The organism is Galbibacter kalidii, from assembly GCF_026241135.1.
In the GTDB taxonomy this organism is placed as follows: domain Bacteria; phylum Bacteroidota; class Bacteroidia; order Flavobacteriales; family Flavobacteriaceae; genus Galbibacter.
On sequence record NZ_JAPFGA010000022.1, the window covers coordinates 18075 to 37498 of the forward strand.

Consider the following 19424-nt stretch of genomic DNA (forward strand, 5'->3'; position numbering starts at 1 on the left):
TTAAAACCAGTACAAAAATAAAAAAGACGGTTTAAAACCGTCTTATGAGTACTGTTAAAGTATTAAAAATCCCAGCTTATATAGCCTTCGCTATAGATGTCGTGGATATAATTCCCTTCAACCAAGAGAATAAATGCCAGATACGGAATTAATATCAGCAAGGGTAAAACTATAGACCATCTAAAACTTCCCTTTTCACCTTCAAGGTGCATAAAAGCCCAAGCAATGTAATATGCTTTTACCAAGGTTAGGATAATAAATATCCAGTTGAGGAGTTTCATCCCTAAAACAGATACCATTAAAGATTCCGGTTTGATAATACCCAATATAACTTCAACGATGGTAATTACTGAAAGTATTCCAAAAACTACCCAAATTCTTTTTATGTTTGATTCGTGTGCGTGTGCCATTTTCTACGGTAAATAAAATTATACAAGATAAAAGAAGGTAAATACAAATACCCAAACAAGGTCTACAAAGTGCCAGTACAGCCCTACCTTTTCAACCATTTCATAACTTTTTCTCCTCTCGTAGGTTCCAAGAACTATATTTATAAAAATAATAATATTGATAACAACCCCGGAGAACACGTGGAAACCGTGGAAACCTGTAATAAAGAAGAAAAAATCTGCAAACAAACGGCTTCCATATTCGTTACGAACAAGATTGGCTCCTTCTACCACCGTGGTTGCTTGCCCCAGACGCTCAGCAGATTCTGCTCTTGAAAGTACAGTTTTTTCTCCGTGTTCGTTCAGCATTTCTGTTCTAACTACAATATTTTCATGGCTTTCAAAACCGGTTTTTATCTCTTCCAAAGAATAAGAAGGCAATGAAGTTTCCGACATGTACCAAACTCCTTGATTGGACTGTTGTGTAGTACGGTCTTCTTCAATCTCTTTAGCAAAATCGGCCAAAGCTACACGTTCACCTGTGGAAGCATCTACAAACTGAAGTATTCTACCGGATTTCAATTCAACAGCACCGTATTCACCACTGATGAAATTTTTCCATTCCCAAGCCTGAGAGCCTACGAATATCAAACCTCCGATAATGGTCAACAACATATACCAAATCACTTTATTCTTTTTTAACTGATGCCCCGCATCTACTGCCAACACCATAGTTACCGAAGAAAAGATCAGTATAAATGTCATCAAGGCCACATAATACATAGGTGCATCAACACCGTGTAGGAAAGGAAAGTGAGTAAACACTTCATCGGCTATAGGCCAAGTTTCGATAAATTTATATCGAGAAAAACCGTAGGCCACCAAAAAACCTGAAAAAGTCAAAGCATCAGATACGATAAAAAACCACATCATCATTTTACCATAACTGGCTCCTAAAGGCTTCACTCCGCCTCCACTCCAAACTTTTTCTTTAGAATCTGTAGTAACAGTAGCTTCCATAAATGTTAAAAGTATTCTTAGTTTTTAAAATTTTTCAAATTTACGTTTTTTATTTATCTAAAGAAATAGAAAAATAAAATCAAATACACCCATAAAAAGTCGAGAAAGTGCCAAAACATCGCACCCAGTTCTAAACCAAGGGTTTGCCCCACTTGGTACTTTTCTTTAAAATGATTATAAATTACCACCAAAAGCACCAATAAACCTGCGAAAACGTGTACTAAATGGGAAAAAACGATCGCATAGAGAAAAGAGGTGGTGATGGTACTTTCACTTCCTGTAAAATAATAGCCCGAAGCGATAATTTCTGAAAAGCCTTGAAACTGAAAATACACAAACAACAATCCCAACAGCAAGGTAACCAACAACAAGCTTGTTGCTGTACTTCTTTTTCCTTGTTGAACCCCTTTTTTGACAAGGAAAAAAGTAAGACTACTTAGCACAATAGCAATGGTGCTATATATGAATGCAGATGGAATTTCAATTTCAGAAACCCAATCCGGTCTCGATTTACTTACCACATAGGCACTGGTAAGTCCGGCGAACATCATCACAATACTAATCATTCCAAACCAAAGCATCATTTTTTTAGCTCTGGCTCTCTTTTCTTGATTACTCCCTTGGGTTAAATCCATCAACTTATAAATTTATCTATTACGTACACGATCTGCATTAACGATATATAGCTCACACTGGCCAACATCAATGCCCTGGCCGATTTATTATCTCTTTTTTGATATAGTCTAAACGCAAAAGCCAACATTCCAATTCCCATCAGAAATACAATCACAGCTGCCGGAACCGACAAGATAAGTTTACCTGTAAGTCCGGTAACCGGGAAAACCGAAGCTACGATCATCCATATGGTATACATGATAATTTGAAATACTGTAGCTTTATCTTTCTTTCCTGTGGGCAGCATTTTAAACCCTGCTTTTTTATAATCATCGTCCAACATCCAACCGATGGCCCAAAAATGTGGGAATTGCCAAAAGAATTGTATCATAAACAAGGTACCCGGTTCGATCCCAAAATCATTGGTCGCGGCCACCCACCCCAACATAAAAGGAATGGCCCCCGGAAACGCCCCTACAAAGACCGCCAATGGGGTTTTTGTTTTTAAAGGCGTATAAACGCAGGTATATAAAAAGATTGAAATAGCGCCAAACATGGCTGTTTTGGGATTCACAATATAAAGTGTAATAACCCCCAGAATTGTAAAGGTAATGGCTATGGAAAAGGCCATGGATACAGACATTCTTCCGGAAGGGATGGGTCTGTTTTGTGTGCGCTTCATCAAAGCGTCAAGGTCTTTTTCTATCAACTGATTGAACGCATTGGAAGCCCCCACCATAAAATAGCCACCGAAGACAAGAAGTAAAAGTACTTTCAGGTCGAAACTATCGGCTCCCAACAAATAGCCGGCAACAGAAGAGAAAACCACACTAAACGCAAGACCCGCTTTGGTAATTTGTTTAAAATCATCAAAAATAAGGGAAAGCGAATTTGTCTTTGTTGCAGTATTCAATGCGGTTTTCACACGTTTAAATTTTATTAATCACTTTATTATAAAATAATTAAAAAATTAAGAACGTGTGCAACCACTCCGCCGCACTCCGTTCCAAAATCGGCTGCAAAGATAACTCACAAAAGCTTTTTATGCAATCATTTAACGTTTAATCACCAAGGCCTGTTAACACTACACACTCAAAGTGGTTTTTTATCAGTGTTAACAGGCCTTAAGTGGGATCTTATCCCAAATTGTTTTACTGGACTTTAAAAATAATAGGCTTCAGGAATACTACTTCAACGTTTTGGTTTCCTTGCTTTCCGGGCTGCATTTGAGGGATCAAACGCGTTACCCTTTCTGCCTCTTTTTCCAAAATTTTATGAGGTGCCCTAACTTTAACATCAGAAACTTTGCCTTGTTTGTCTATTTTGAACTGCACATCAATTCGAAGCAAGCCCGTAAGACCATATTCAGAAGCAATAGAAGCATCAAAATTCTTCTTAACGATCCTGTTGATCTTATCACTCATACACTCCCGTCTCTCATCGTTAGAATCCAAAGTTTCACATCCGGGAAAAACAGGCACAAATTCAACTTCCGCCACATTTATAGGACCAACGTCCACAACAGGCTCGACATTAATAATATCATCTACACCTACAATTTCCGTATCTTCAGATTTATTGATAAACTCTTTTTTAGCATCCAATTTAGCATCGTCTTCAATCACTTTTAGTTCATCTTCATTTGTAGTTGTTTTTTGCTTTGGCTTTTCGATTTCCTTTTTTGGATCTTCTTCAATCTCAAAGTTTGGCATCACATAGGTTTTCTCTTCTTTTATTGTGGGAAATTCTATTTCACTAGAAGAATCTGATACCGCAAAGACAGATTCCATCAAAAAATAAGAAGCTACAAGTCCGACCAACAAGCCAATTTGAAATCTGAATATCCCGCCGCCTTTTATATTGGTGTCCCTTTTGGAGGGTTTTTCATTTTGAGGGGATTGTGTTTTTGTAATCTTGAAGTGTTTTAACATTTTCATAAGTATTATGTTTAAAAAGTTAATGAATAGTTTAAGAGTCAACTTCAAGAAACATACCAAAAACAAAAAAGCCGAAACAAATGTTTCGGCTTTCTATCTATTTTATGCGATGTGAATTTAATTCAATCTAAATACAATTGGGTAAGCAAAAGTTACAGGTGTTGGTCTTCCCCTCTGTTTTCCGGGGATCAACCTAGGTAACTTATTGATGATTCTTCTCGCTTCTTTATCCAAACTCTTGTCCGGAGCCCTTGTATTAAGAATAGTAATCGTACCATCTTTATTGATACGGAAGTTTACATATACTCTACCCTGAATTCCCATTTCCTGAGCCATTTCCGGATAGCTAAATGTTTTTTTTACGTGTTTATCCAAGTTTTCTTTAAAACAGGCAAATTGTTGTGCTTTTGGAACCCCTTTACATTTTTCAAACATTGGTTTGTCTTCAATAACGGCAAAAGGCACATCTACATCAACCGGTTCTTCTACTTCTACAATCTCTTCTACTTCTACAATTTCCTCTTCTTGGTCTGTTTCGGTAGATTCGATGACAGTTTCCTCCACTTCCTCTTCATCTTCAACCACTTCGATCACTTCCGGAGCTGCCGGTGGTGGCGGTGGTGGCGGAGTTTTTAGCTGTTCTGTCATCGGCACTTCTTCGTCCAGCTGATCATCTACATCCATTGTATAGTTAAAGGCTTCTGACTTATCATAGGTCTTCCAATCGATCGCTACCCAAGTTAGGCCTAAGATCAAAGCCAGGCCTATCACGAAATACAATCCTATATTTCGAGTTAAATCAGCTTTTGGATTCTTTTTAGGTTCCATAATCTATTAATTTATGTTTGCTAATTTAATTATTTATTTGCATTAATTCCAATTAAATTTCCCTTTTTAACGCTTCTTTACTGCTAACATTAGCTTTATCAAAAAGATAGCTGTTAAAATTCCGACTGTATTAGCCGCTATATCTGTAATTTCAAAGGCTCTGTTGTATGGCATTATATACTGTAATACCTCAATAATTATACCATACACTAAAGAAAATAGAGAAACTTTTAAAAGTGGATACTTAACCGTTGTGTTTTTGAAATGAAGGTAGAGCAATAAGGTGTTCACAAAATAAAAAATGGCGTGAACAAACTTGTCTGAAACTTCAAATCCTGTATCTACATCCTCTACAAACACTGTGGAAGCAAGGCTCGCAAAAGTGATAGCACACAGCCAACAAACGGCTAAAACTAAATATTTTTTTTCCTTAAACCCCAACAAGTTCTTTATATGCCGAATCACTCATCAGTTCTTCAACTTCAGACGGATTGGAAAATTTAATCTTAACCATCCAGCCTTCGCCATATGGATCTGTATTTACCTTTTCGGGATCGTCTTCTAAAGCTTCGTTGAATTCAATTATTTCTCCCGATAGCGGCAAGAAAAGGTCTGAAACTGTTTTTACGGCTTCAACCGTACCAAAAACCTCTTCCTTGTCCAGGGTTTCATCAACGGTTTCTACCTCCACATAAACAATATCTCCCAATTCTTTTTGGGCAAAATCTGTAATTCCCACTACAGCTACATCCCCTTCTATCTTAACCCACTCGTGGTCTTTTGTGTATTTTAATTCTGAAGGAATATTCATAAAAATATAAAGATTAGTTATTTGCTCGACAAATGTAATTCTTTATAGGTGTGATTTCAAACAGAACTCGTCGAAACTTTTTCCAATTGGCTAAAAAATCGGTTAATTTCCAAAATTATACCTCAAAGTAAAGCCTGTTCTGATCGTAGTTTGTGGAAAAGCGGTCGAAACTTTGAATTTTGAGAAGGTGTGATCATAGAAAAACAAGGTCGACAAATTTTTGGTTAGCGCATAATCGGCAGTGAATTTCAAAGCCCAAATATTTTGTCCGGCAGTCACCTGATTGGTATTAATATCCAGATTTCGGATAACGGTAATATTGTCCCTGAGCGACAAGTCCGCTTTCAGGTTCAGATCGCCTTTGAGTACGGTTCGGTTCCCACCGAGATAACTCACAAACCTTATATCCGGAATCCTGTATCCCAAACCTACTATATATTCGTTCCCGGACATCTCGGTGAGCAAATTATTGTCAAAACTCAAAGACAAAGCACGATCTTTGCGCAACTCTGCCAACATGCTGAACGAATTGTTCATTTCAAAATCGACACGGATCAACGGATTGAACTGCTCCACCAAGGTTGCATTGGTGAACAGTATTTGGTTTTTAAAATTCCCCGCCTGATCAAATTCAGTTCCGTTGCCATATTCCAAATTCGATCTAAAATTATTGATACTATAACTGGAACGATAGCCATGTGCCAGTGAAAAACGCCTGAAATGATCCTTAAACCATTGAAGTCGCATCAAACCGGTATATTTCATCGTCCAATTCGGAATAGGCACATCCCTAAAGGCATCTAAGGAGACTGAGCTGGCACTCTGACCGGTGTAGGCCGCCACAAAGGCCGGTAGCAACACTGCCTGATTGGTCGCACCATATCCTTCAGGGTATTCTGTGGCATTTGGGTTTTCCGGCTGACCGGCCAAACGCTGCGCAATAATAATCCTGTTTTTACTGAACTCATCAAAGGTTTCTGAAGTAGCTTCTTCCGAACGGTCGAAAGCCGTTTTCAACATCATGGAAGAGATAGAGAAATCGCCGTATTTGTTTTGGATCAACGGATTGTAATCCATAATACCATCGGCATTCAAATCTTCGATTCTGTAATTCTCTGCGTAGGATTCGGAATACTGTCTATCGGCTACCAAATCGATTGTAAGATCCCTGAAAGGTTCAATATTGGCGGAAATATTCAGTTGTGTCGCCTTTCTGGACATATACTGCTGGTTGAATTCCGGGAAGGTCGTTAACCATCCTTTTTGGGCTGCTTCAAAACGTACATCAGACTGACTCCCGAAAACAAATCCCCAAGTAGGACGAAGTGTCCCGATAAAACCAATCGACTCTGTATAACCAGGTAACACTTTTCCGCTGTTATCGCTATAGCTTACATTGATACGTTTTACCATCGTTGCCAAACCGATCAACGTATTGTAGGCACCATAGTTTTTCTCCGGCTGTTCTTCAACAGGAGCTTGCTGATCAGGATCGGCAATGGGCAGTGTTCCTCTGGAAGCTTGCCCACTTTCACCTGTTTTCCGTTTTAACCCTAAGTAACCGTACAACTTATCCATACTCAAGGCTCCATTCAAATTATGAGTACTCGCATTTTGTATGGTATTCAACTCCTCTCCGGCGATATCATTCAGCACATCACTTCCGCGTTGCCAGTCATAATCACCGGTAAAGGCGTAGGTAGCATCCAGAAAACTCAGGAAGGGAATTTTATTCAGCGGAATATCATAATTAAGCTGTAATTGTTGTGTATGCCTATTCGCATCGCCTACATCCCAAAATCCATCCCAAAGTACTAAATCACGATTTACAATCCGATCGCCATTTTCGTCTTCCGTAAAATAATTCTTTACAATATTGTTGTTTGATGCCGTAAAATTAATTTGAAGCGACTTGGTAAGATTATAATTGATTGCATATTGCCAATCGAACAAATAATTGCGTTGTTGCATTTCGGGCAGTCCGATAAGGTCGGTAGCACCACCACTTCCAATAACCTGCCTGAACTGTTGCCTGTTAAGCGTCCTCGTAATATTTGAGTTTAAGGAAATGCTTGTCGGAAGCAGGTTAAAATTAAACTCCTTTAGCCAATCCCAATATTTGCTGGTAAGCACAGAATCGGCATTTTTAAGAGGAATAACCTCTGCAGGTTGAAAATTGTGATTGTATAAAAATCCGGTTTTGACATTCTGATCCTTTAAATTTTCAATTTCAAAATCCCGGTGTTCCGTTTGATTGTATGCATAATTGAAAGTGAAATTTTCAATATCGTACACTCTCGGTTTTTGTTCTTCTGATCTGTTTTTTCGAACCCCTATAAAATTGATGCTCTTTCTTTTGGTGTAATCTTCGGCCTGTTTTCTTATTTGATCTTCTTCCGCTTGCGAACTTGCCGCATCCAACCGGTCATCCAATTTTATATCCTGGTACAAGGGATCGAATTCAGGAGTGATCAACTCTTCTGATATACTGTAATTCATCGGCACCTGAATACCCCAATTTTCAGGAAGTAATTGTCCTAAATTCACATTACTGTTCAAAGCATAGCGAATTACATCTTCCCTGCTTCTTTCATTAGGGGTTTGGTCGATAGCGCCAAATCCTGAAGTGCTCATATTACCGGTTGCTGAAATATTGGCAAAATCGGCTAGGTTCAAATCCATTGCAGCAATTGCAGCCCAACCGCCCTGATTATCCAATTCTGACAATCGGAGTTCGTTAAACCACACCTCCCCGCAAGCATTATCACCTATTTCAGAACTCGGGTTTTTCACCCCTACCATAACCGATCTGATATTCCCCAAACTCGGGTTTCCTTTTACGGCCACTCTCATTTCTCCCAATTCACGAGGGGCAAACTCATCGATCGGATTTCCTTCAGCGTTGTAAAACGTAGCTTCTTGTAAAGAGCCATCGGCAATTCCCCTAGCTTTTATTTTAGATAATAATGACAACGGAAGGTCTATATTATTTATCGAAGGCCATATTGTTGCCGGATCTGTTGTTCCGGGTGGTGTCACCTGAAGCGGCATTTCTACCTGATAATAGTTCTCGGTAAAATCGGTTCCTATCCTCAAAAAAGCTACCAGATCACCATCAGCTATTGGCACATTGTTGTACTGCTCGGCATGAATAAACATCTTTAAACGTTTGTACTGTCTCACATCAATATTTAAATTCTTAAACACCCCTCGTGAATCTTCCGGTTCCAAATCACAAACGGCAAACGACAGGGATTGCTCATTTTGTCGAACAATGGTGTTGTTGTTATTCAGTTGTTCCCTTACCACTCCCGGAGGTAATCGATATGGAATCGGCTCTCGCTGTTCGTTTTCCTGGATATTGACAGTGTTTACATCCACAAAAGTGTCATCATCATTTGGATCAGGATCGTCTTCAGGTTGCAGGCTTCGGCTATAGTTTCTCCAATCGCCCCGCACCAAGTCTAAAGTCCCGAAACGAAGAACTGTAGGTTCGCTAAAACCGGTCATGAACATTCGCATAAAACTTATGGAACGAATATCGGTTATCCCTCCTATGGCTTCATCAAATTCACTTACGGGCACCTTGAACTGTATCCATCGCACCCTGTAATTATCATTATTCGGTGTTCGAACATCAACTTCCTTTATATCAGAAACATAAGGATCTGTTCGCTGGATATTAGGACCTATCGGGATTCTATACTGGAAATAACTATCGATCGTGTTCATGGTCAAATCCCTGTTTACATCTTCCACATCGGGCAGGGTTGTAGAACCCCGATTGTTGTTTCCTACTTGCACAGGGGAGTTTCCTTCCGGATTGTTATAATTGAAATACCGCTCGAGTATGCTTCCGGTCGCGTCCAAATAAAATTGATAATTATCCAATGCAGGGTCAGGTCCCGGATTGTTATAAAAAGTAGCTTCTTCCTCGTCCAATAACCCATCATAACCCGCATCCTGAATATTTCTATTGGATGTGTCGGCATTAAAGGCATAAACCAATGACTGTGTGGAAGGTACTTTACCAAAATTGGTTGTGTTCACCAAAGCTTCATCATTTCCTGCCGGCAAACCGTTTTCATATTGTTTTCTCCCATCTTTTAGGATATCCTCACTAATATTCCCAAGGTTGAAAATCAATTCTCCCTCGTCACCTCCTGTCGGACCATCTTCATAATACGGATCCAGAAGCCAAAATTGAATATACTCCACATTTGCCTGTTCAAAGTTGGTGCTGCTCACAGATCTCATGATTCCAGCCCATCGGTCTTGTGTGGTCAAATCTTCAAAATTGGTGTTATCGTTGTACGGACCTTTTTCATTTGGATAATAAACCACATCCAGGGTAGGTTGTACCAAAGTTTGTCCTTGTGCCACATCCTGTTGCGGGAATATCTCATCGATAAAAATCCGCCGCGTCTGATTGCTGGACACATCATTATCTGATATTGCCGACGGACGCTGATTGGTGTAAAAAATTGGGTCAATAGTATACCACGCCATTTTTGCACGGCGATGTCTCGAAATTACATTATCGTTTTCAGTTTCTCCGCCATAGCCAATAGGCGCACTCGCCAATGACCATGCTAAAGAAGAACGAATGTCGATAAAAGCCTGTGCTCCTTCAAAATCGTCTAAATAGGAAGTGGTCTCTCCTTCAAAATCGGCATTTTTTGGTGATCCCGGCATGAGATAAGCAAAATCCCCGCGAACAGACAGATTAGACGGAGCGTCAGTATCGATGTTTGGAAGCTTGTTGACCATTCTGGTTAAAAAAGGAATTTCGGTGGAATAGCTTCCGTTAATTCCAAAAATACTGTTGTTTACCGGTTCGATTCCAAAGTTGGATTTTTGTGTCAGCGGACGCTCATTCATATTTAAAAATGTGGCCCCGAGCATAAAATTTTCATTGAATTGATGTTCCACATGCACTCCGGAAAATCTTCTGGTTTGTTGTCCGAATACTGAATTGTTCTCTACAGAAACTTCAATAGGCGTGTTGGACGCCCTTAAACCTTCATCTAATATCTGCACCGTTCCGGCTTGGTAATTCACTGTATAATCTACCCCCTCCTGAAGCATTCTGCCTCCGGCAGTAACGCGCACCGAACCTCTGGGCACATTAAATGCCCCCAACGGAATCCCTCCGGAACTTTCAGCTTTGTAACGCCCTTTCAGCACAAACTTGTTCTTCTCTGCATTTTCCAATGAAGCTGTTTTTGTGAGCTTATACATATTCCGATACACATATTGTTCTTGGTTATCATTACCGGGCGTATAATTAGGATCGTCATAATTCCCTCCACCGCCAAGGAGATCGTATAGATATCCCCCAAAAGGTTCTACCTTAGTAAATTTGATCAATCCGTTTTGGGCATCTACGGTAATTCCGGGTAAGAAATCAAAGAAACCATCCCCTCCGTTTTGCGGGTCGTTATACACATTCAGCCTGTCAAAATTGAACACATCCAACAAAATGCGCTCCTCCAAACCTTGTGGCCATGTTGCCTCGTCGATCGGACTTATATAATTTACCGGTGAAGGATCGGTATAGAGGATGTTCATCCTAAAATCTTCCTGGGACAACTGAAAAGCTCCCGTTGAATAAATGTTTTTCATCATCAAATCCCAAACAGGATCTTCTACATTGGTGATATTACTTTTCAGCATTTTTAAAACCAATGCCTGTGGGTTTACTTGTGTGATCCTGCCATTGGTTTCCTCAAACTCGGTAGCGTTCACCCCATCATTGGCAAACTCTCCTACTTGATAGACTTCTCCTTGATAAGTATATTGAAAGGCTACAGCCAAGACTTCATCATTACTCAAACGTTGATTTAACGAAATATATCCCAACTGAGGGTCTATTTGATATTCCCTGCCCTGCTCCAACTTCCTCGCATTCTCTAAAATGGAATAATCAAAACCTTGACCCGGTGTATAGGCTCCGGTATTAAAACCTTGGCGTACCGTTGCAATATCCCGAATTGCTTCTGTTAAAGCTGAATTGGCTCCGCCAATATTAAACGGATCATAGCCGTTGGCTGCATTTCGAGGTAAATTGTTGAGTGTTGTAAAAAAACCTGCAGGTGCATTTTGGTTAATCCTTGTGTTTTCAGGAACCGACTCCCCCAAATCCTGCAAAGCCACCACATTTCTTACATTTTCTGTTCGCTGTGCCCTGTTGGTCACCCATACTTCAATACGGGTTATTTGAACATTACTCCGGATAAATGGATAGGTCTCCAAAGCACTGTCATATTCATCCCTGAAAAATTGAGACAGGAAGAAGTGTCTGTCTTCATCATAATCTAATGCCAGAATTTCAAATTCGTTGACTGTACCTCCTCCTTGAGCAGTAACGCTTCTACTTTGTGACCGCTGTTCTGAAAATACTCCTGTTACTGTTGTTCGACCGAATTGCAATTCAGTTTTAACCCCAAAAAGACTTTGTGCTCCACTAATAAGTGAACTGTTGAGCGGCATACTCACATTTCCCACCTCTATTTTCTGAATGATATCGTCTTCATCAGGGGTGTATTCCAACTTGATAAGGTTCTGAAAATCGAAGGTAGCCTCTGTGTCATAGTTAGCATTGACAGAAAGCCGTGTTCCCACTTTTCCTAATAAACTCAAGGAGATACGCTGATCGAAGTCAAAAGAAATATTGCTTCGGTTTCTCGGGGACAAGGCCGGATTATCGTTCTTTTGATAACGGACACCCAGATCCATCGCTACCGATCCTTGTGGAATCACCTCTATGGTATTTCCGCCGAAAATACTTTCAAAAAAGTTGGAATTCACGTAAAATCCGGGTAAAAGGTTCTTTTGAGCTTCTTCTGATCCTTCTTTTCCTGAAAAAGCATCTATTTTTTCCTTGAAGTAACCCTTCATTTGTTCGTGAAGGATTAGTTTTTCATATTCTTCCGGCGTTAAAATAATGGGATAGGAAATATCGTAATCTCCTACTTTCTCTGTAAAAATATAACTGTCGGTAAGTGGATCGTAACTGTATTTTGAAGAAATACTTTCGGGATTCTTCAGCTCAATTTTACCCAAAGCAGCACCTCTCTGGGTAGAATCCTGAACTTGTTCAGGTTCTTCCTGAGAAAACACAATAGTGCTTAGCAATAAGCAGGTTAAAAACAAAGATGTTCTTAACAGCTTATCTATTAGTTTAGAGCCGTTTGTAGTTTTCAAGCTAGTTATAAATTTTTAAGCGCATCTTTAATTATCTCCTCAACACTTAAATCAGGGTTTGTTCGAACGATTTTGGTCACCACCTTCTCAGCTTGCTTTCGAGTAAAACCTAAAACCTCTAATGCTGATAACGCTTCATCCTTATTTGTATTGTCTGTCACCGCCAAAACTTCATCTACATTATAGATCTTGAGCACCTTGTCTTTCAGATCTATAATCACCCGTTGAGCGGTTTTTGCACCTATTCCTTTTATCGACTGAATGGCTGCCACATCATTGGAAGCGATGGCATCCCTTACTTGCACCGGATCCATCGAACTCAACATCGTCCTCGCAATACTTGCTCCAATACCGGAAACCGAAATCAACAACCGAAACATCTCACGTTCCATTTTATCGGCAAAACCGTAAAGGGCGTGAGCATCTTCCCTTACCTGCAAATGCGTGTAAAGTTTAAGATTTTCATCAGAAGTTATTTTTGAATATGTGTTTAAAGAAATATGGATCTCGTAGCCTACTCCATTACATTCAATAACCACATCGGTCGGATTTTTTTCAACGAGTTTTCCTTTTATATGTGTAATCATTCTTTATGAAACGTTAATACTCCAAATGTAATAAAATTTATCACAAAAGGAGTATTCATTCATTTTTCTGATTAAACAGCTTTTTCGTGCTTTTCCTTTTCTTGTGCATCCACAACTGCAACTGCTGTCATATTTACAATTTCTTCTACACCGGCACCCAATTGCAAAATGTGAACAGGTTTTTTCATCCCCAAAAGAATTGGTCCAATGGAATCGGCATTGTTCACTTCTTTCATCAATTTATAAGTGATATTTGCTGAATCCAAATTCGGGAAGACCAAGGTATTTACCTTTTTGCCCGCCAATTTTGAGAACGGGAATTTACTTTGAAGCATTTCCCTATTCAGCGCAAAGTCTGATTGCAATTCCCCATCAACCAAAATATCGGGATAATGACGATGAAGATAAGACACCGCTTGACCAACCTTGGTTGCTCTTTCATCTTTCGAAGAGCCAAAGTTTGCATAAGACAGCATCGCAATAACCGGCTCTACTCCAAACATTCTGGCCGTAATAGCTGTCATTTGTGCAATTTTAGCCAATTCTTTGGCCGTTGGATCTATATTGATGGACGTATCTGCCAAAAACATAGGTCCACGTTCGGTGATCATCAGGTTCATCGCTGCCACTTTGGTTACTCCACTGGCTTTACCGACAAGCTCTAACATAGGTCTAACTACTGTTGGGTAAGCCCTTGAATAGCCTGAGATCAAACAATCGGCATCACCCTCGTTAACCATCATGGCTGCAAAATAATTGCGTTCGCGCATTTTATTCTGTGCGTCATATAAGGTCACTCCGTGACGCCTTCGGGATTCCCAGTATTTTTTAGCGTAAAAATTCTTTTTATCGTTGTATTCGTCTGTTTTTGTATCGATAATCAAAACATCAGCTTCAAAATCGATCTCCTGCATCAACTCTTTGATAATTTCCTTTCTTCCCAACAAAATAGGCTCTGCAATACCTTCATCAAGCACAATCTGTGCTGCTTTCAAAATATCGAGATGATCTCCTTCAGCAAAAACCACTTTTTTAGGATCTGTCTTTGCCCTGTTATGCAACAGCTTCACAATTTTATTATCGCTTCCCAAACGCTGTAAAAGTCCTTCTTCATACTTCGCCCAATCTTCAATAGGCTCTTTGGCCACACCGGTTTCCATGGCTGCTTTGGCCACAGCCGGCGGTACAGTGGCAATCAATCTCGGGTCGAAAGGCTTCGGAATAATATAGTCTTTTCCAAAATTGAGTTTTGTTTCCCCATAAGCGATATTCACTTGTTCAGGAACAGCTTCTTTCGCCAATTCGGCTAAGGCTTTTACCGCTGCCATCTTCATTTCTTCATTGATTGCCGTCGCACGCACATCCAATGCCCCTCTAAAGATAAAAGGGAATCCAAGTACATTGTTCACCTGATTGGGATGATCGGAACGTCCTGTCGCCATAATAATATCTTCCCTTGTGTCCATAGCCAGGTCGTAATTTATTTCCGGATCCGGATTCGCCATGGCAAACACAATCGGATTTTCAGCCATTGATTTCAACATCCCGGGCGAAACAATATCAGCGATTGAAAGTCCGATAAAAACATCAGCATCTTTCATTGCTTCTTCCAGCGTTTCTATTTTTCTATCTGAAGCAAATTCAAGTTTTTCTTTGGATAGGCTCTCACGATCTTTTCTGATTACCCCTTTACTGTCGAGCATCACGATATTTTCAGCCTTCGCTCCAAAGGCTTTGTAAAGCCGCGTACACGAAACTGCAGCTGCACCGGCACCACTAACAACGATCTTTACCTCCTCTATTTTCTTTTCAGCAAGTTCCAAAGCGTTCAGTAAAGCGGCGGCAGAAATAATTGCCGTTCCATGTTGGTCGTCGTGCATCACAGGAATATCGAGTTCTTCCTTTAATCGGCGTTCGATTTCAAAAGCTTCCGGGGCTTTGATATCTTCCAAATTGATTCCCCCAAAAGTAGGAGCAATCGTTTTTACGGTTTCTATGAATTTATCGACATCTTTGGTATCCAACTCGATATCCATTCCGTCTATATCTGCAAAAATCTTAAACAGTAGGGCTTTTCCTTCCATCACCGGTTTTGAGGCTTCCGGACCTATGTCTCCCAAGCCCAAAACAGCAGTTCCGTTGGTAATAATGGCGACCAAATTTCCCTTGGTCGTATATTTATAAGCATTGTTTGGATCTTTCTCTATTTCCAGGCAAGGCTCGGCAACTCCCGGTGAATAGGCCAATGCCAGATCTCTTTGTGTTGCATATTTTTTAGTGGGAACGATTTTTATTTTCCCCGGTTGAGGTTTCGCATGGTATACTAAAGCTTCGCGTCTTCTGCTTTCTTTACTCATAGTTACTGTTTTGATAAAGTACAAAGGTATAAGAATAATGGTGTTATAATTGACATTAAAAATGAAAAAAATTATTCTTTTTTAACTGAAGAAAACTTGTCATTTTCCCTTCAAAAACTCAATATTCCGCTTTAAACCTTCATATTTTGTTCGTTTTACGGCCGATTTTCTAAAAAGTTCCCGAAAAATATCTTCCGTGATCTCTTCCCAATCTTTTCTACTCATAGACAACAGGTCGGGATGCGGATTAAAAAGTGGTTCGCTATGCGCTTTAGAAAAGCGGTTCCACGGACACACATCCTGACAAATATCACAGCCAAACATCCAATCGTCAAACTTTCCTGAAAATTCAGTAGGGATGCTGTCTTTTAATTCAATAGTGAAATAGGAAATGCACTTACTGCCATCGACCACATAAGGTTCAGTAATAGCTTCTGTAGGACAGGCATCGATACAGGCTGTGCAACTGCCACAATGATCGGTTACTGGAGTATCGTATTCCAAATCCAGATCCACGATCAATTCGGCTATAAAATAAAACGAACCAACCTGTTGGGTGAGTAAATTGCTGTTTTTGCCAATCCACCCCAGACCACTTCTTGCTGCCCAGGCTTTGTCCAATACCGGAGCCGAATCGACAAAGGCACGACCACTAACCTCCCCTATTTCTTCCTGAATAAAATGAAGCAAATGCTTGAGCTTGTCTTTTATGACAAAGTGATAATCCCTCCCGTAGGCATATTTACTGATTTTAGGTGCGTTTTTATCCTGTTGTGTTTCCGAGGGAAAATAATTCAGCAATAAGGAAATCACACTTTTGGAACCCTCGACCAATTTTGTAGGATCCAGGCGCTTGTCAAAGTGATTTTCCATATAACGCATCTCTCCGTTCATGTTTTTGTTGAGCCATTTTTCCAATCGGGGCGCTTCTTCTTCCAAAAATTCAGCCTTGCTGATGCCACAAGACATAAAACCAAGGCGTTCGGCTTCGGATTTAATGAGTTGTGTATATGTGCTCTTGAAATTCACTACGCGCGTTTTGAAAATTTTATCTCAACATCAACAGGTTTTAAGGTAATCAAAGGGTTGAGTTGTACACTATCTTTATTGGTTTCAATAGCAAAGGTATTCACAATCGCATTGATGGCCAATAACATTTCGTACATCGCAAAATTATTACCAATACACAATCGCGGTCCTGCTCCAAACGGCATATAGGCTTTGTATTTTTTCCCTTCTGAAAAACGTTCGGGTATGAAATCTTCCGGGTTTTCCCAATATTTTGGGTTACGGTGCATCTCGTATATGGAAATCCCAAACAGAGTGCCTTTTTTTATGTGAAAACCTGAAACAGTATCATCTTCCAAGGCCACGCGATCGGTTATCCACGCCGAAGGATACAATCGCATGCTTTCTTCAACACACATTTTTATATGTTGTAATTGAGGAAGTACTTCCAAAGCATTATTACTATCTCTTAAATCGACACTTTCCATACATACCTTTTCTAATTCTAATGGGTGGCTGGCCAACAAAAATAAGGTAAACGTCAACGCATTGGCAGTGGTTTCATGTCCGGCAACGAACAGGATCAATATTTCATCAATCAGTTGATCATTGGTCATTTTGCCACCATCTTCATATTCAGCCTTAAGTAACATATCCAACAGATCATCATGTCTTGCAGTTGACGCTCTCCGTTGCTCTATGATCTTATTGATAATCTCACGGCTTTCCACAACCAACCTCATATGTCTGGCAGTCTGACCTTTGAGCTGATACCAAATTCGGTTGTGCGGCTGCCGCATTTCCTTAACGGCAAATCGTTGGAGCCGTTCAATAATAAACTGAAGTCTTTTTAACACTTCCGGATCTGCTGAAAAATTAAACAGGGATTTTGCAACCACCTCAAATGCCAAAGTGTTCATCAACAGAAACAGATCTATAAACGAACCTGTCTTAAAATTATGAATCTGTTCATAAATGGTTTCATTAATAATGGCAACCAGGTTTTTGATCTTGTCCTTGTGAAATCCGGGCTGAATAAGCCTGCGCTGCTGTAGCCAATATCCTCCTGTAGCTGTTAACAATCCGCGACCAATATATTTTGACACGTATTTTGTTTGAAGTTTGGATTTTTCGTATTTCTTATGATGCTTTTGAAGGATATGCTTCGAAATATCTGCGTCTTTGGTAAGTATGACTTTTGGACCGAAAATCGACTTTATGCTAAAAGATTCACCTGTGTTTTTAAACATTTCACTGTGAAACGGGATAGGGTTTTTGGCAATGGCAGAAGAATGTCTTATAAACTTTAAAAAAGACACTTTATTTGGATAATTATATTGCTTCATATGCTTCTGTTCATGTAATTCTGAAGCTCCCGATCTCAAAAGGAACAGAATGAGGAAACTTTAAAACAACCCGCCCTGGGTACCGTCTTTTATCTTGCCTAAATGTTTATAGGCTAATTCCGTTACCTCCCTTCCACGGGGTGTTCTCATAATAAATCCCTGTTGGATCAAGAAAGGTTCGTAGACTTCTTCAATAGTTTCTGCACTTTCAGAAACCGCTGTTGCCAAGGTAGTGATCCCTACTGGACCTCCTTTAAATTTATCGATGATGGTGTTTAGGATCTTATTGTCCATTTCATCCAGACCAAAAGCATCCACATTCAAGGCTTTTAATCCAAATTTTGATATTTCCATATCTATATTACCATTTCCTTTTATCTGGGCGAAATCACGAATCCGACGTAAAAGTGCATTGGCGATCCTTGGTGTACCCCTGCTTCTTCCGGCGATTTCTATCGCGGCTTCCATCGAAATAGGCACTTTTAAAATCTGTGCACTACGCTGAACGATATCGGCCAACAACTCTGTAGAATAATATTGAAGTCTGCTACTGATCCCAAAACGTGCCCGCATGGGCGCTGTTAATAAACCGGAACGGGTCGTCGCACCAATAAGGGTAAACGGATTTAAATTGATCTGAACTGTACGGGCATTGGGGCCCGATTCTATCATGATGTCGATCTTGTAATCTTCCATGGCTGAATAAAGGTATTCTTCCACAATGGGACTCAGGCGATGGATCTCATCGATAAAAAGTACGTCGCGCTCTTCCAAATTGGTAAGTAATCCCGCCAAATCCCCCGGTTTGTCGAGTACCGGACCTGAAGTTACTTTTATACCCACCTCCAGTTCATGAGCCAAAATATGAGCCAAAGTAGTTTTTCCAAGTCCCGGAGGACCATGAAACAAGGTATGATCCAAAGCTTCGGTACGCAAATTGGCAGCCTGAACAAACACCTTCAAGTTTTCCAACACCTGTTCTTGTCCGGCAAAATCGTCGAAACTTAAAGGACGCAGTGCCTTTTCAATATCAACTTCTTCCTCTGAAAAATGTTCGCCTGTTGGATCTAAATACTCATTCATATCAACAAAGATAAAACAAAAGCTTCTACAAACTATAACCAATGATTGAAGCAATTATATATGACACCCCTAAAGGGGTTCAAGCACCTCAACGTATATCCTCTGTCTATTAATATTTCACCCTTGGCGGGGCTAAAATGGAGTATCCATAATAAAGAATTTTAAATGAATTCTTTTTATACTCCTCTATAAAAATTCGTAATTTGTTTGCATGAACCCTCATAGAGGGGATTTAAT

Annotated in this window: 14 protein-coding genes; all 14 read right to left on the reverse strand. The window is 40.0% G+C overall.

The window, feature by feature from the left end:
- Positions 1-62: 62 nt before the first annotated feature.
- Positions 63-410, reverse strand: coding sequence for a cytochrome C oxidase subunit IV family protein (locus tag OOZ15_RS17705; RefSeq protein ID WP_265957781.1), 348 nt, complete (start codon positions 408-410; stop codon positions 63-65).
- Positions 411-428: 18 nt separating this feature from the next.
- The gene (locus tag OOZ15_RS17710; RefSeq protein ID WP_265957782.1) at positions 429-1409 is read right to left on the reverse strand and encodes a cytochrome c oxidase subunit 3; all 981 of its coding nucleotides are present in this window, start codon (positions 1407-1409) and stop codon (positions 429-431) included.
- Positions 1410-1462: 53 nt separating this feature from the next.
- Positions 1463-2044 carry a cytochrome c oxidase subunit 3 gene (locus tag OOZ15_RS17715; RefSeq protein ID WP_265957783.1) on the reverse strand — a complete coding sequence of 194 codons (582 nt, stop codon included), beginning with the start codon at positions 2042-2044 and terminating at the stop codon, positions 1463-1465.
- Entirely contained in the window at positions 2044-2949 is a 906-nt protein-coding gene (gene cyoE / locus OOZ15_RS17720) for a heme o synthase (protein WP_265957784.1), read from the reverse strand. Before cyoE ends, OOZ15_RS17715 begins: the two co-directional genes overlap by 1 nt.
- A 226-nt stretch (positions 2950-3175) precedes the next feature.
- Entirely contained in the window at positions 3176-3961 is a 786-nt protein-coding gene (locus OOZ15_RS17725; RefSeq protein WP_265957785.1) for an energy transducer TonB, read from the reverse strand.
- Between the two features lie 117 nt (positions 3962-4078).
- Positions 4079-4789 (reverse strand): energy transducer TonB, encoded by a 711-nt coding sequence (locus OOZ15_RS17730; RefSeq protein WP_265957786.1) that lies wholly within the window; start codon positions 4787-4789, stop codon positions 4079-4081.
- 66 nt (positions 4790-4855) lie between these two features.
- Positions 4856-5230, reverse strand: coding sequence for a VanZ family protein (locus OOZ15_RS17735; protein WP_265957787.1), 375 nt, complete (start codon positions 5228-5230; stop codon positions 4856-4858).
- Entirely contained in the window at positions 5220-5600 is a 381-nt protein-coding gene (gene gcvH, locus OOZ15_RS17740; RefSeq protein ID WP_265957788.1) for a glycine cleavage system protein GcvH, read from the reverse strand. Before gcvH ends, OOZ15_RS17735 begins: the two co-directional genes overlap by 11 nt.
- Before the next feature lie 102 nt (positions 5601-5702).
- Complete coding sequence (gene sov / locus OOZ15_RS17745; protein WP_265957789.1) at positions 5703-12806, reverse strand: T9SS outer membrane translocon Sov/SprA; 7104 nt, start codon at positions 12804-12806, stop codon at positions 5703-5705.
- Positions 12807-12811: 5 nt separating this feature from the next.
- Positions 12812-13393, reverse strand: coding sequence for a Holliday junction branch migration protein RuvA (gene ruvA / locus OOZ15_RS17750; protein WP_265957790.1), 582 nt, complete (start codon positions 13391-13393; stop codon positions 12812-12814).
- 71 nt (positions 13394-13464) lie between these two features.
- Complete coding sequence (locus OOZ15_RS17755) at positions 13465-15750, reverse strand: NADP-dependent malic enzyme (RefSeq protein WP_265957791.1); 2286 nt, start codon at positions 15748-15750, stop codon at positions 13465-13467.
- Positions 15751-15849: 99 nt separating this feature from the next.
- Complete coding sequence (queG, locus tag OOZ15_RS17760) at positions 15850-16779, reverse strand: tRNA epoxyqueuosine(34) reductase QueG (RefSeq protein WP_265957792.1); 930 nt, start codon at positions 16777-16779, stop codon at positions 15850-15852.
- Entirely contained in the window at positions 16779-18104 is a 1326-nt protein-coding gene (locus OOZ15_RS17765) for a cytochrome P450 (protein ID WP_265957793.1), read from the reverse strand. The genes queG and OOZ15_RS17765 overlap by 1 nt, the downstream gene beginning before the upstream one ends.
- Before the next feature lie 60 nt (positions 18105-18164).
- Positions 18165-19187 carry a Holliday junction branch migration DNA helicase RuvB gene (gene ruvB, locus OOZ15_RS17770; RefSeq protein ID WP_265957794.1) on the reverse strand — a complete coding sequence of 341 codons (1023 nt, stop codon included), beginning with the start codon at positions 19185-19187 and terminating at the stop codon, positions 18165-18167.
- Between the last annotated feature and the right edge of the window lie 237 nt (positions 19188-19424).

What these genes read in the sequence shown, in the direction of transcription:
- OOZ15_RS17705 (WP_265957781.1), bottom strand. Translation starts at nt 410, where the DNA reads ATGGCACACGCACACGAATCAAACATAAAAAGAATTTGGGTAGTTTTT.
- OOZ15_RS17710 (WP_265957782.1), bottom strand. Translation starts at nt 1,409, where the DNA reads ATGGAAGCTACTGTTACTACAGATTCTAAAGAAAAAGTTTGGAGTGGA.
- OOZ15_RS17715 (WP_265957783.1), bottom strand. Translation starts at nt 2,044, where the DNA reads ATGGATTTAACCCAAGGGAGTAATCAAGAAAAGAGAGCCAGAGCTAAA.
- OOZ15_RS17725 (WP_265957785.1), bottom strand. Translation starts at nt 3,961, where the DNA reads ATGAAAATGTTAAAACACTTCAAGATTACAAAAACACAATCCCCTCAA.
- OOZ15_RS17730 (WP_265957786.1), bottom strand. Translation starts at nt 4,789, where the DNA reads ATGGAACCTAAAAAGAATCCAAAAGCTGATTTAACTCGAAATATAGGA.
- gcvH (WP_265957788.1), bottom strand. Translation starts at nt 5,600, where the DNA reads ATGAATATTCCTTCAGAATTAAAATACACAAAAGACCACGAGTGGGTT.
- ruvA (WP_265957790.1), bottom strand. Translation starts at nt 13,393, where the DNA reads ATGATTACACATATAAAAGGAAAACTCGTTGAAAAAAATCCGACCGAT.
- OOZ15_RS17755 (WP_265957791.1), bottom strand. Translation starts at nt 15,750, where the DNA reads ATGAGTAAAGAAAGCAGAAGACGCGAAGCTTTAGTATACCATGCGAAA.
- OOZ15_RS17765 (WP_265957793.1), bottom strand. Translation starts at nt 18,104, where the DNA reads ATGAAGCAATATAATTATCCAAATAAAGTGTCTTTTTTAAAGTTTATA.
- ruvB (WP_265957794.1), bottom strand. Translation starts at nt 19,187, where the DNA reads ATGAATGAGTATTTAGATCCAACAGGCGAACATTTTTCAGAGGAAGAA.